The 12742-nt window shown below is 65.7% G+C and carries 11 protein-coding genes; 4 read left to right on the top strand and 7 right to left on the bottom strand.

Going from position 1 to position 12742, the window contains the following annotated elements; genetic code table 11:
- Positions 1-99 precede the first annotated feature (99 nt).
- A complete protein-coding gene (locus LOY51_RS20375; RefSeq protein WP_110992320.1) occupies positions 100-288 on the top strand; it encodes a YhfL family protein in 189 nt (62 codons plus the stop codon).
- Positions 289-633: 345 nt separating this feature from the next.
- Positions 634-2271, top strand: coding sequence for a malate dehydrogenase (quinone) (gene mqo, locus LOY51_RS20370; protein ID WP_125465125.1), 1638 nt, complete (start codon positions 634-636; stop codon positions 2269-2271).
- A 198-nt stretch (positions 2272-2469) separates the two neighbouring features.
- Here the strand turns inward: mqo and LOY51_RS20365 are convergent, their stop codons facing one another.
- Entirely contained in the window at positions 2470-2805 is a 336-nt protein-coding gene (locus LOY51_RS20365; RefSeq protein WP_125859639.1) for an ArsR/SmtB family transcription factor, read from the bottom strand.
- Between the two features lie 51 nt (positions 2806-2856).
- Between LOY51_RS20365 and xenA the strand changes: the two genes are divergently transcribed.
- Positions 2857-3948, top strand: a complete 1092-nt coding sequence (gene xenA, locus LOY51_RS20360; RefSeq protein WP_125859637.1) for a xenobiotic reductase XenA — start codon at positions 2857-2859, stop codon at positions 3946-3948.
- A gap of 116 nt (positions 3949-4064) precedes the next feature.
- Here xenA and LOY51_RS20355 read toward each other — a convergent pair whose 3' ends face one another.
- From LOY51_RS20355 to LOY51_RS20335, 5 genes are all read right to left on the bottom strand, one after another.
- Positions 4065-5306, bottom strand: coding sequence for an FAD-dependent oxidoreductase (locus LOY51_RS20355; protein WP_125859635.1), 1242 nt, complete (start codon positions 5304-5306; stop codon positions 4065-4067).
- Positions 5307-5308: 2 nt separating this feature from the next.
- Positions 5309-6886 carry an aldehyde dehydrogenase (NADP(+)) gene (locus LOY51_RS20350; RefSeq protein ID WP_258642806.1) on the bottom strand — a complete coding sequence of 526 codons (1578 nt, stop codon included), beginning with the start codon at positions 6884-6886 and terminating at the stop codon, positions 5309-5311.
- Between the two features lie 104 nt (positions 6887-6990).
- Positions 6991-7938, bottom strand: coding sequence for a dihydrodipicolinate synthase family protein (locus LOY51_RS20345; protein ID WP_125859631.1), 948 nt, complete (start codon positions 7936-7938; stop codon positions 6991-6993).
- A gap of 41 nt (positions 7939-7979) precedes the next feature.
- Positions 7980-8906 carry a 4-hydroxyproline epimerase gene (locus LOY51_RS20340; RefSeq protein ID WP_125465119.1) on the bottom strand — a complete coding sequence of 309 codons (927 nt, stop codon included), beginning with the start codon at positions 8904-8906 and terminating at the stop codon, positions 7980-7982.
- Between the two features lie 130 nt (positions 8907-9036).
- Positions 9037-10653, bottom strand: coding sequence for an APC family permease (locus tag LOY51_RS20335; RefSeq protein ID WP_258642804.1), 1617 nt, complete (start codon positions 10651-10653; stop codon positions 9037-9039).
- 336 nt (positions 10654-10989) lie between these two features.
- Between LOY51_RS20335 and LOY51_RS20330 the strand changes: the two genes are divergently transcribed.
- Positions 10990-11769, top strand: coding sequence for an AraC family transcriptional regulator (locus LOY51_RS20330; protein ID WP_125465117.1), 780 nt, complete (start codon positions 10990-10992; stop codon positions 11767-11769).
- Here LOY51_RS20330 and LOY51_RS20325 read toward each other — a convergent pair.
- Positions 11757-12644 (bottom strand): LysR family transcriptional regulator, encoded by an 888-nt coding sequence (locus tag LOY51_RS20325; RefSeq protein ID WP_125859627.1) that lies wholly within the window; start codon positions 12642-12644, stop codon positions 11757-11759. The two genes, LOY51_RS20330 and LOY51_RS20325, sit on opposite strands and share 13 nt — an antisense overlap.
- Positions 12645-12742 lie beyond the last annotated feature (98 nt).

Genomic DNA, 12742 nt, shown 5'->3' with positions numbered 1-12742 from the left:
TTATTACGAATGCACTATCTGGCTTCTACTCGGGCAACTTTTCCCGTATCATCCGGCGGCCATCAGAATGATGGCGGATCATGGACTAAAGGATTTTTTATGAAAAAGCTGATCAAAGCTACTGTTGCCGTTGCTCTCGTTTCGGGCGTTGCCCTGCTGTCCGGCTGCACCGGCCAAGTCTACAACCAGCCTAAGAACTGCTCGTACGACTACCTGTTCCACCCATCGGTTTCCATCTCCAAGATCATCGGCGGCTGCGGCGCGATCGACAAACTGCCTCAGCAGTAATCTTGGTTGCACCCCGATCGGGTCGTTTGCGACCTGATCCAAGACCCCCGGCCATGGATGTGGCTGGGGGTTTTTGTTTTTGGCGCCCGCCATTGCCCACTGGGGCGTGGCACCTTGTCGCGTGACAACCCACCGCCTTGCGGGTTGCCCCGCAATTTGTTTGTGCTGGCAATTCAGATACAATCCGTAAATCGTTTCAGCCCTGTCGGTCAATCCGACCAAAGGCTGGCGCGTCCAATGCTCTCTGGCTGCTGAACAATGATCACAACAAGCCTGCGCTGAAGAACATGGAACACCTGGGCCAGCCACAGGCCCACCCTCCGTTCTACACACTGGAATTGATCAATGTTCAAGAAAGCTGGCAAGACCTTGCTGGGTCTGGCTGTTGCAGCGAGCTTCATGCAAGCGCACGCAGCAGAGACCAAAAAAGTTGACGTGCTGCTGGTTGGCGGCGGCATCATGAGCTCCACCCTGGCTGTCTGGCTCAACGAGCTGGAACCAAGCTGGTCGATGGAAATGGTCGAGCGCCTGGACGGCGTCGCCGAAGAAAGCTCCAACGGCTGGAACAACGCCGGTACCGGCCACTCCGCGCTGGCCGAGCTGAACTACACCCCGGAAGACAAAGACGGCAACGTCAACATCACCAAGGCCATCGAGATCAACGAGTCGTTCCAGATCTCCCGCCAGTTCTGGGCCTGGCAGGTGCGCCAGGGCGTGCTGAAGAACCCGCACTCGTTCATCAACACCACCCCGCACATGAGCTTCGTCTGGGGCGATGACAACATCAAGTTCCTGAAGAAGCGTTACGACGCGCTGCAGACCAGCCCGCTGTTCCGCCCGATGCAGTACTCCGAAGACCACGCGCAGATCGCCAAGTGGGTCCCGCTGATGATGGAAGGGCGTGACCCGAACCAGAAGCTGGCCGTGACCTGGACGCCGATCGGCACCGACGTCAACTTCGGTGAGATCACCCGCCAGTTCGTTGGCCACCTGAAGACCAAAGAGAACTTCGACCTCAAGCTGTCCACCGAAGTGCAGGACATCACCCGCAATGCGGACGGCTCCTGGCACGTCGAGTACAAGAACCTGAAGGACGGTACCGAATCGGCTACCGACGCCAAGTTCCTGTTCATCGGTGCCGGCGGCGGCGCGCTGAAGCTGCTGCAGAAGTCGGGCATCCCGGAAGCCAAGGAATACGCAGGCTTCCCGGTGGGCGGTTCGTTCCTGGTGACCGAGAACCCGACTGTTGCCATGCAGCACATGGCCAAGGCCTACGGCATCGCTTCGACCGGCGCGCCACCCATGTCGGTGCCGCACCTGGACACCCGCGTTCTGGACGGCAAGCGCGTCATCCTGTTCGGGCCATTCGCCACCTTCTCGACCAAGTTCCTGAAGAACGGCTCGTACCTGGACCTGTTGGGCAGCACCACGATGCACAACGTGTGGCCGATGACCAAGGTCGGTATCGAACAGTACCCACTGGTCGAGTACCTCGCCGGCCAGCTGATGCTGTCGGATGATGACCGATTCGAAGCCCTGCGCACCTACTTCCCGAACGCCAAGAAAGAAGACTGGCGCCTGTGGCAGGCCGGTCAGCGCGTGCAGATCATCAAGCGTGACGAAGAGAAGGGCGGCGTGCTGAAGCTGGGCACCGAAGTGGTTGCCTCCGAAGACCGCACCATCGCCGGCCTGCTGGGCGCCTCCCCAGGTGCATCGACTGCCGCGCCGATCATGCTCAACGTGCTGCAGACCGTGTTCAAGGAAAAGGTGGCTACCCCTGAGTGGCAGGCCAAGATCAAGGAGATCGTCCCGAGCTACGGTACCAAGCTGAACGATTCGGCAGCGGCTACCCAGAAAGAGTGGAACTACACCGCCGAAGTACTGCAGCTGGAGAAGCCGCCAGTGATCGACCAGAGCGTCGGCACCAGCGTTGCGCCAGCCGCAGCGGTCGAGAGCAAGCCTGCTAACGACATGGCCCTGTAAGGCCCTGCTGCTTGCCGGGGAAACCCGGCAACACCAACCACGAGCGTCGCCCCCGGCGGCCTCGTGGTTTTTTTGTGCCTGCAAATTTGTACACGGGCGTGGGAGCGGGCTTGCCCCGCGATGCTGTTAGCTCAGGCTGGCGTGTCGAGCGTGAGGTGTCATCGCGGGGCAAGCCCGCTCCCACGGAGTGCGCGCCTATCAGCGCTGCCCGAGAATGCTGCCCAGCAGCCCGGGGAAGCGCCCCTCGAGCTCATCGCTGCGCAGCGAGTTCATGTGCGTGGTCCCCACATTGCGGGTAAACACCAGCCCCGCCTCGCGCAACACGCGAAAGTGATGGGACATGCTCGACTTCGGCCGCCCGCCATCCAGTTCGCCGCAGCTGGCCTCGGCCACACCGGCCAGGTGGCGGACGATTTCCATGCGCACAGGGTCGCTCAGGGCGTAGAGCAGGCGCTCCAGGGTGAGGTTGTCGGGGGAGGGGTGGGTATAGGTTCGCATGGCCGACATGATAACGGGGGTTTCACAAATTGCCATAGTTCGAATATGATCGAACAATCGTAAGTTAACTCACCCCGGAGTAACCACATGTCCGCCCTGTTCGAACCCTATACCCTCAAGGACGTCACCCTGCGCAACCGCATCGCCATCCCGCCGATGTGTCAGTACATGGCCGAGGACGGCATGATCAACGACTGGCACCACGTCCACCTGGCCGGCCTGGCTCGGGGCGGTGCCGGCCTGGTGGTGGTCGAAGCCACTGCCGTGTCGCCGGAAGGCCGCATTACCCCCGGCTGCGCCGGTATCTGGAGTGATGCCCACGCCCAGGCCTTCGTGCCGGTGGTGCAGGCGATCAAGGCCGCAGGCTCGGTGCCGGGCATCCAGATCGCCCACGCCGGGCGCAAGGCCAGCGCCAACCGCCCGTGGGAAGGTGACGACCATATCGCCGCCGACGACGCACGCGGCTGGGACACCATCGCCCCCTCGGCCATCGCTTTCGGTGCCCACCTGCCGAAAGTGCCAAAGGCCATGACCCTGGATGACATCGCCCGGGTCAAGCAGGACTTCGTCGACGGCGCCCGCCGTGCCCGTGATGCCGGTTTCGAGTGGATCGAGCTGCATTTCGCCCACGGCTACCTGGGGCAGAGCTTCTTCTCCGAGCATTCCAACCAGCGTACCGACGCCTATGGCGGCAGCTTCGACAACCGCAGCCGCTTCCTCCTGGAAACCCTGGCGGCCGTGCGTGAAGTGTGGCCGGAGCACCTGCCGCTGACGGCGCGCTTTGGTGTGCTGGAATACGACGGGCGTGACGAGCAGACCCTGCAGGAGTCCATCGAACTGGCGCGGCGTTTCAAGGCCGGTGGCCTGGACCTGCTGAGCGTCAGCGTCGGCTTTACCATCCCCGAGACCAACATTCCGTGGGGCCCGGCCTTCATGGGGCCGATTGCCGAGCGTGTACGCCGGGAAGCGAAACTGCCGGTGACTTCGGCGTGGGGCTTCGGTACGCCGGAGCTGGCCGAAGGGGCGCTGCAAGCCAACCAGCTGGACCTGGTCTCGGTGGGGCGTGCGCACCTGGCTGATCCGCACTGGCCGTATTTCGCGGCCAAGGCGCTGGGCGTGGACAAGGCGTCGTGGACGCTGCCTGCGCCTTACGCACACTGGCTTGAGCGTTATCGCTGAGTGAATGGGGGGCTGCTGCGCAGCCCTTCGCGGGTAAACCCGCTCCCACATTCAGGTCGGCGCAGAACCTGTGGGAGCGGGTTTACCCGCGAAGGGGCGCGCAGCGGCCCCCGCTATCAAAACCGATCCAACCGGTAAGCCTCGGGAATCCGCAAACCTTCAATCAACTGCCCCACCCACTGCGCCGTCACCGCCGCCTGGGTCAACCCCAAGTGCTGGTGCCCGAACGCCAGCAACACCTTGCCGTCCGCCACCCGATCGATCACCGGCAGTGAATCCGGCAACGACGGCCTGAACCCCATCCACGGCGTCGCCCCCTCAGCATCCAGCTCGCGCCGGAACAACCCCTTGCTCAACCGATGCAACTGCCACGCCCGCTGCATGCTCGGTGCGGCATCGAGCCCGGCGAACTCCACCGTGCCGGCCAGGCGCAAGCCACCGGCCATGGGCGTCATGATGAACTTGCGCTCCAGTGAGGTGACCGCGAACGGCAGCCGCTGCTGCTCGTTGGGCAGCATCAGGTGGTAGCCGCGTTCGGTGTCCAGCGGGACGCGTTTGCCGGTCAAGCTGTGCACCAGCCTTGCCGAATGCGCACCGCATGCGATCAGCACCTGGCGGGCCTGCAGCTCGCCCTGGTCACTGTGCAGGGTGACCCTGCCAGCGTGCAGCCGGCCACCGCTTACCTGGCGCCTGGCGAACCGCACACCGGCCGCCTGGGCGGCGTCGAACAGCGCGCCGACCACCCGGTACGGGTCGACGAAATGCCCGGTACGCGGGAAGAACAGGCCGCCCTGAAGCGACGGGCTCAACTGTGGCGCTGCGGCCTGTACGGCCTGCGCCGACCAGTAGTCCACCGGCACCGCCTGCTGCTGCAGGCGTGCGCGCAAGGCCTGCAGTGCCGGGCGCGATTCGGCGCGTTCGAATACCAGCAGCGAACCATCCTCATGCAGCAGGTCAGCACGCCCGATCGAGCCCAGCAAACGCTGCCAGGCGCCCAGGCTGGCCTCGTTGAGCGCGCGCAGGCCGGCCACGCTGCGCTGGAAAGGGGCCGGGCGCAGGTTGAGCAGCAGCCGGGTGAACCAGGGCAACGCCCTGGGCAGGTACTTCCAGTCCAGGCGCAGCGGGCCCATCGGGTCCAGCAGCATGGCCGGCAGGCGCTTGAGGATCGACAGGTCGGCGATGGGGAACACTTGCTCGGTGGCCAGGTGCCCGGCATTGCCCCAGGACGCGCCGTGGCCGGGGGCCTGGCGGTCGATCAGCAACACCCGCTTGCCCTGGCGGGCCAGTTGCAAGGCACAGGCGACGCCGACGATGCCGGCGCCGACCACGGCGATATCGGTTTCAGGGGTTTCGAGCATGCCTAGCCTTCCCGTTTGCCGTCGACCAGACGGCGCAGATGCAGCGGGTTGGCGTGTTGCAGCTCAGCGGGCAGCAGGGCATCGGGGAGATCCTGGTAACAGACCGGGCGCAGGAAGCGCAGGATTGCCGCCGTCCCCACCGAGGTGCTGCGGGTATCGGAAGTGGCGGGGAAGGGGCCACCGTGGACCATCGCATCGCACACCTCGACGCCGGTCGGCCAGCCGTTGAGCAGAATGCGCCCGGCCTTGCGCTCCAGGGTCGGCAGCAGTTGCCGGGCACTGTCGAAGTCGGCCTCGTTCAGGTGCAAGGTGGCCGTCAGTTGCCCTTCCAGGTGCTCGGCGACCTGGCGCACCTGCGCATCGCTGTCACAGGCCACCACCAATGAGGCCGCGCCAAACACTTCGGCCTGCAAGGCCGGGTCACCCAGGAAAGCCTTAGCCTCGGTCAGGAACAGCTGCGCCTGGCACTGGTTCGGCCCCTGCGGCGCCTGGCCGCTGGCGACCCGTTGGGCGTTGCGGTTTGCGGTCAGCGCGGCGACGCCGGCGGCATAGGCCGCGAAGATGCCAGGGGTGAGCATGGTCTGCGCGGCGGTGCGCTGCAGCTGTTCGCCGGCGGCGGCGATGAAGCGTTGCAGCGCCGGGCCCTGGCGGGCGATCAGCAGGCCGGGGTTAGTGCAGAACTGGCCGGCGCCCTGGGTCAGCGAAGCGACGAAACCCTGTGCCAGCACTTCGCCGCGGGTTTGCAGGGCGGCGTCGAACAGGAACACCGGGTTGATCGAACTCATTTCGGCGTACACCGGAATCGGTTCCGGGCGTGCCTGGGCGGCCTGGCACAGGGCAACGCCGCCACTGCGCGAACCGGTGAAACCGACCGCCTTGATGCGCGGGTCGTTGACCAGGCCCAGGCCGATGTCGCGGCCGGCGCCGTACAGCAGGGAGAACACGCCTTCGGGCAGTTCGCACAACTGCACCGCCCGGGCCACGGCCTGGCCGACCAGCTCGCTGGTGCCGGGGTGGGCGCTGTGGGCCTTGACCACCACCGGGCAGCCAGCAGCCAGCGCCGAGGCGGTATCGCCACCGGCCACCGAAAAGGCCAGCGGGAAGTTGCTGGCGCCGAACACCGCCACCGGGCCCAGGGCCACCTGGCGCTGGCGCAGGTCGGCGCGTGGCAATGGTTGGCGCGCGGGCAGGGCGTGGTCGATGCGCACGTCCAGCCATTCGCCGGCACGCACTACTCGGGCGAAGGTGCGCAACTGGGTGCAGGTGCGTGCGCGTTCGCCCTGGATGCGGGCCGCGGGCAGGCCGGTTTCGGCGACGGCCCGGTGGATCAGTTCATCGCCCAGAGCTTCGATCTGCTCGGCGATGGTTTCAAGAAAGCGGGCGCGGTGCGCCAGCGAGGTTACGCGGTATTCATCGAACGCCGACCAGGCCAGGGCACAAGCTTGGGCCACTTGCTCGGCGCTGGCGCCGGCGTAGGGCGGATCGAGTGGTTTGTCGGTGGCCGGGTCGATAGCGCGGATCGCGGCCTGGGTGCCGGTTACGGCGCGCTGGCCAATCAGCAGGTTGCCTGTGAGGGGCATGGGGGCGTCCTTGGGGCGGAGGATTCGGAGGATGGCACCGGCCAGGCCGGTGATCGCCGGCAAGCCGGCTCCCACAGGAGCCGTGCTTGCTGGCGAGCAGGGCTTCAGGCCAGGTTCTGTTCGGCCGACCAGTTGGCGTACCAGGTGCGGAACAGTGTGTACTGCTGCTCGGCGTAGTGGCGCTGGGCATCGGTGAGGGCGTCGGTCTCGTTGAAGTGCAGGCTGTACTCGGTATCGCCGTTGAGCACCATCAGGTGCTTGTAGTACAGCACCAGGTCGCAGCCTTCATCGAACGACGACAGCACCGCCAGCGCGGCTTCCAGCTCCCGCGCCAGGCGCCGGGCCTTGGCGTCGCCCTTGGCCGCCTGCTTGCTCAGGCTCACCAGTTGCAGCACCTGGCGTGGCAGGGCGTTGCCGATGCCGGTAATGGCGCCGGTGGCGTTGCAGTTGACGAAGCCGTGCACCACTTGCGTGTCGACGCCGACCATCAGGGTCACGTCGTCATCCTGGGAGGTGATGTGTTCGGCGGCGTAGCGCAGGTCGGCGGCGCCGCCGAACTCCTTGAAGCCGATCAGGTTGGGGTACTCGCGGCGCAGTTCGAAGAACAGGTCGGCGCGGGTGGCAAAGCCGTAGTAGGGGCTGTTGTAGATCACCGCCGGCAGCTTGGGCGCGGCCGCCAGGATCGCCGAGAAGTGATGCTTCTGGGCAATCAGCGACGCGCCACGGGACAGCACGCGGGGGATGACCATCAGCCCGGCAGCGCCGACCTTGGCCGCGTGGGCGGCATGGGCTACCGCCTCGCGGGTGTTCACCGCGCCGGTGCCGACGATGGTCGGGATGCCAGCGGCCACCAGGCGCGCCACGCCTTCCTGGCGCTCGGCCTCGGTCAGCAGCGGCCAGTCGCCCATCGAGCCGCAGTACACCACGGCGCTCATGCCGGCCTCGATCAGTTCGCGGCCCTTGCGCACCAGGGCATCGAAGTCGGGGGTGCGCTGCGCGGTGCACGGGGTCATCAGGGCGGGCATGCAACCGGTGAAGATGTTGTCAGTCATTGTTGTCACTCCTTGCAGTGTTCGTTGGGAAGAAAGCGGGGTCAGATGCCCCAGGCAAACGGGTCTTGTTCGTCGATCAGCAGGGTGCTGTCGGCGGTCATGTGGGCGCGGCCGGTGATGAACGGGCGGATACGCTCGCCTTCACGTTCGAAGCGGCCCTGGAACTGGCTGCCGGTGATGCTCGCCTGCACCCAGGCTTGGCCCTCGGCGAGCTTGCCGTCGGCGGCCAGGCACGCCAGCTTGGCGCTGGTACCGGTGCCGCAGGGCGAGCGGTCATAGGCCTTGCCCGGGCACATCACGAAGTTGCGGCTGTCGGCGTGGGCGTCGTCGGCGAACAGCTCGATATGGTCGATCGGCGCGCCGTGCTCGCCGGTGATGCCCTGGGTTTCCAGGGCCTTGAGCATTTTCCAGGTGTAGTCGGTCAGGGCCTCGACGTTGTCCAGTTCGATGCGCTGGCCATGTTCGCTGACCAGGAAGAACCAGTTGCCGCCCCAGGCGATGTCGCCGCGCACCGGGCCAAAGCCCGGCACCTCGACCGCCACCTGCTGGCGGTAGCGCCAGGACGGCACGTTGCCGACGGTGACCGCGCCGTCCTCATGCAGGGTGGCGCTGACCTGGCCCACCGGGGTGTCGATCTTGTGCACGCCCGGTTCGATCAGCCCCAGGTGCTGCAAGGAGGCGACCAGGCCGATGGTGCCGTGGCCGCACATGTTCAGGTAGCCGGCGTTGTTGAAGAAGATCACCCCGCAGGTGGCGTCGCTGGAAACCGGCGGGCAGTACAGCGCCCCCACCAGCACATCGTTGCCGCGTGGCTCCAGCAGGCAGGCGCGGCGCCAGTGGTCGTGCAGCTCGCGCAGTTCGTCGCGCTGTTCGGCCATGCTGCGGCCGGTCAATTGCGGGAAGCCTTGCATGACCAGGCGGGTCGGTTCGCCGCCGGTGTGGGAGTCGATGACGTGGATCTGTTTCATGGGCTTGTCCGTCTTCCGATAAGCGAAGTGTTGTGCAGTTGCTGCGGGCCTCATCGCCGGCAAGCCGGCTCCCACAGGGACCGCGTTGAAACTGTGGGAGCCGGCTTGCCGGCGATAGGGCCAGTAGCCTTCACGGAGCCAGTGCAGCCGGACGGTGACCAACCAGGGGCTCATGGTTGGCTTCGCTCTCGTCCTCACCTTCCAGTCGCACCAGATGCGCCGGCACGCCGGTCGCCGCGCCCCAGTAATAGATACCCAGCGCCGCAGCAGCCACGACCGCCGTGTCGAACGGATGCCCGATCACCCCCAGCCCGCCGAAGCTGCCCAGCCAGGACAGCAGGATGGTCACGGCGTAAAAGCCGATCAGCCAGGCCGACGAGCGCACTTGCTGGCCAATGGAAAGGTGCTCGGTGGGCACGAAGCGGCGGCACAGCAGGTACAGCACGAACATCACGATCTGCAGGGCCAGCAGCCACGACACGGTGTTCCAGCCCGACCAGTAGACGATCAGCGCAGCGATGATGAACGACAGCGGGCCGAGCACTCCCATGCCCTTGACCCGGAACGGGCGCGGCATGTCCGGGGCCGTGCGGCGCAGGGCGGCGACGGTCACCGGCGCCACCGCGTAGCTCAGCACCAGGGCGGCCGAGACCACGTTGATCAGCGCCTCCCAGGACGGGAACGGCAGGGTCCAGAACACCGACAGGGCGAAGGTCAGCCACAGTGCCGGGCGCGGGATACCGGACTGCTCGTCGATGCGGGTGAAGTACTTGAAGAAGGTGCCGGTCTGCGCCCAGCCATAGATCACCCGCGGGGTGGCGTTCATGTAGATGTTGCCGCAGCCGCTGGGCGAGACCACCGCATCGGCCACCACCAGGTAGGCCAGCCAGCCGACGCCCAGGGCCAGGGCGATGTCACGGTAGGGCAGGGCCAGTTCCTTGGTCACCCCGGCCCAGCCATTGGCCAGCATTTCGGTCGGCACGCTGCCGAGGAAGGCCAGTTGCAGCAGGGCGTAGATCGCGGTGGACAGCAGGACCGAGAGGATCAGCGCGATGGGGATGGTGCGCTGCGGGTTCTTCACCTCGCTGGCCACCGAGATGATCGGGGTAAGGCCCAGGTAGGCGAAGATGATGCCGCCGGCCGACACGGCCATTTCCACGCCGGACATGCCGAACGGGGCAAAGCCCTGCACCTCGAAGTTTTCCGGTTTGAAGAAGGTGAACAGCACGCCGATCACCAGCAACGGCACGATGAACTTGAACACGCTGACCAGATTGTTGGCCTTGGCGAAGGTCTTCACGCTGCGGTAGTTGAGCGCGAAGAACAGCCCGAGCAGGGCGAACTGCACCAGCCAGCCGAGCACGGTCGGGTCGCTGGAACCGGCCTTGGTCAGGCTGGGGAACCAGGCCGCGGCGTATTGGCGCGAGGCGACCACTTCGATGGCGATCAGGCTGGAGAAGGCAATCAAGGTAATGAAGCCCATCAGGTAGCCCAGCAACGGGCCGTGGGAATACACCGGGTAGCGCACCACGCCACCGGCGCGCGGCAGTGGAGCGCCGAGCTCGCAGTAGACGATGCCCAGCAGCAGTACGGCGAAACCGCCGAGGAACCAGGAGAGGATCCCGGCCGGGCCGGCGATGGCCGACACGTGGCTGGCGGCGAACAGCCAGCCGGAGCCGAAGATGGCGCCGAGGCCGATGAAGGTGAGGTCCAGCAATGACAGCTGTTTCTTGAATTTGCCTGACATGGGGTCGCCTTTTTGTAGGTTTTGGATAGGCAGGTCTGATGTCACGATGCGGCTTTGCGGGCCGCGTTCTTGTAGGTCATGGGGCGGCTTGCGTGGGGCATAGAGTGGACCGATCGGGGCGGGGGTTCTTGATGGTTTTCGGCAAGGGGGATGACGAAATCGGCACAGTTCTCGAAAGCGCTGGTGAAGGGCGATGTGGCTGGATAGGCTGCAGGCCTTGCCGTAACAGCTGTGCCGGCTGTGCGTGTGCAATCGCGGGGCAAGCCCGCTCCCACGAGCAATGCGTGGGAGCGGGCTTGCCCCGCGAGAGGCCGACAATCAAGAGCGAAGATACTGATGCCCCAGCAACCTCTCGCCACCCTGTACCAGCAGCTCGACCAGCACCGCCCCGAGTCCCTGGAGGCGCTGCTCACCGGGGTGGTCTGGCTGCTGCCGATGCTCGACGTCATCGCCAACGCGGCGATCTTCATCAAGGACGAGCAGGCGCGTTACGTGCTGGCCAACCGCACCCTGGTGCAGCGCTGCGGCCTGAAACAGTTGCAACCCCTGCTGGGCAAGACCAGCGCCGAAGTGTTCCCGGCCCGGCTCGGGCCCGGCTATACCGAACAGGACCGCCGTGTGCTGGAGCAAGGGTTGGTGCTGGAGGACCAGCTGGAACTGCACCTGTACGGCAGTCGCGAACCGGGCTGGTGCCTGACCCACAAGCGCCCGCTCTACGATCCCGCTGGCAGGATCATCGGCCTGGTGGGTATTTCCGTGGATCTGCAATCCGCCGCCGACACCCACCCCGCTTATCAGCGCCTGGCTGCGGTGGACGCGCATATCCGCGCGCATTTTCACCAGCCGATCAGCATGGGCGAGCTGACCCGTATCGCCGGGATTTCAGTGGCGCAGCTGGAGCGCTACTGCAAACGGGTGTTCCACCTGACGCCACGGCAGATGATCCACAAAGCCCGCCTGGAACACGCCCATCAGTTACTGCATTCGGACCTGCCGATCACCGAGGTCGCCCTGCGCTGCGGCTACACCGACCACAGCGCGTTCAGCCGCCAGTTCCGGCAGCTGACCGGGTTTACTCCGAGGCAGTATCGCCAGGCGACGGCTCAGGAGGGTTGAAACAGCACCTTGGCTTCAGCGAAACACTGTTCGGCAATGGCTGAACGCGGCTCGCTGCGGCGCAGCAGCAGGCCCACCGGGCTGTGGATGCTGGCGTCGGCCACGGGGATGATCCGCAGGTGCGTGCTCAGCTCTTCCAGGCCGCAATCCAGCGGCATGATCGCGCAGCACACGCCAACGTTGATGGCCTGGATCAGCTGGAAGGTCGAGTCGCTTTCCAGCACGGAGTTGGGTTCAAGGCCACGGCTGCGCAAACTCAGGTCAAGTGACTGGCGGTAGTGCATGCCCTTGCTCAGCAGGCCAAGTGGAATCTCGCCGAGTTCGTCCCAACGCAGGGTGTCGGCGTCGAACTGAAAGTGCCGGGTGTCGTGCAGCAGGCCCATGGTGGTGGTGCTCAGCTCGATCACTTCGAAGAAGCTGGCATTGACCTGGTCGAGGTAGCAGATGCCTAAGTCCAGCTGGTTGCGCGACAGGCCGTCGATGATCTGCTCGGAGCTCAGCGACGACAGCTGGAAGCTCAGCTCGGGATATTTCTCCCGCAGCGGCAGCAGCAGTTGCATGGGGTTGAAGCTGGCCAGCGGCACGGTGCCCAGGCGCAGGCTGCCGACCACCTGGCCACGGCAGCTGGCGGCCTCGGCCTGCAGGCCGTCGTGGGCGGCCAGCAGGGTGCGGGCCCAGGCCAGGATGCGCTCGCCGGCCTCGGTGAAACCCTCGAAGCGCTGGCCGCGCTTGACCAGCACCAGGTCCAGCTCGTCCTCCAGGTTGCGCAGGCGCATCGACAGGGTCGGCTGGGTGATATGGCACAGCGCTGCGGCCTGGCCGAAGTGACGGGTCTGGTCGAGGGCGATGAGGAACTTGAGCTGCTTGATGTCCATGGTGCGGCCTGGCGAGCGGGGTGGCGGGTTCGGCGACCTTAACCAACTCCGCGTGGGCTGGCCAATCTTTAATGGTGACCGCTTGATAGAGGCCCTTG

The organism is Pseudomonas sichuanensis (assembly GCF_024749065.1).
Classification (GTDB): Bacteria; Pseudomonadota; Gammaproteobacteria; order Pseudomonadales; family Pseudomonadaceae; genus Aquipseudomonas; species Aquipseudomonas sichuanensis.
Note: the sequence above shows the minus strand (reverse complement) of the source record. Positions and strands in the feature narration are given on the sequence as shown.

Excerpts from the sequence above, each read along its gene's own strand:
- LOY51_RS20375 (WP_110992320.1), top strand. The coding sequence starts at position 100 with ATGAAAAAGCTGATCAAAGCTACTGTTGCCGTTGCTCTCGTTTCGGGC.
- mqo (WP_125465125.1), top strand. The coding sequence starts at position 634 with ATGTTCAAGAAAGCTGGCAAGACCTTGCTGGGTCTGGCTGTTGCAGCG.
- LOY51_RS20365 (WP_125859639.1), bottom strand. The coding sequence starts at position 2,805 with ATGGCAATTTGTGAAACCCCCGTTATCATGTCGGCCATGCGAACCTAT.
- xenA (WP_125859637.1), top strand. The coding sequence starts at position 2,857 with ATGTCCGCCCTGTTCGAACCCTATACCCTCAAGGACGTCACCCTGCGC.
- LOY51_RS20355 (WP_125859635.1), bottom strand. The coding sequence starts at position 5,306 with ATGCTCGAAACCCCTGAAACCGATATCGCCGTGGTCGGCGCCGGCATC.
- LOY51_RS20350 (WP_258642806.1), bottom strand. The coding sequence starts at position 6,886 with ATGCCCCTCACAGGCAACCTGCTGATTGGCCAGCGCGCCGTAACCGGC.
- LOY51_RS20345 (WP_125859631.1), bottom strand. The coding sequence starts at position 7,938 with ATGACTGACAACATCTTCACCGGTTGCATGCCCGCCCTGATGACCCCG.
- LOY51_RS20340 (WP_125465119.1), bottom strand. The coding sequence starts at position 8,906 with ATGAAACAGATCCACGTCATCGACTCCCACACCGGCGGCGAACCGACC.
- LOY51_RS20335 (WP_258642804.1), bottom strand. The coding sequence starts at position 10,653 with ATGTCAGGCAAATTCAAGAAACAGCTGTCATTGCTGGACCTCACCTTC.
- LOY51_RS20330 (WP_125465117.1), top strand. The coding sequence starts at position 10,990 with ATGCCCCAGCAACCTCTCGCCACCCTGTACCAGCAGCTCGACCAGCAC.
- LOY51_RS20325 (WP_125859627.1), bottom strand. The coding sequence starts at position 12,644 with ATGGACATCAAGCAGCTCAAGTTCCTCATCGCCCTCGACCAGACCCGT.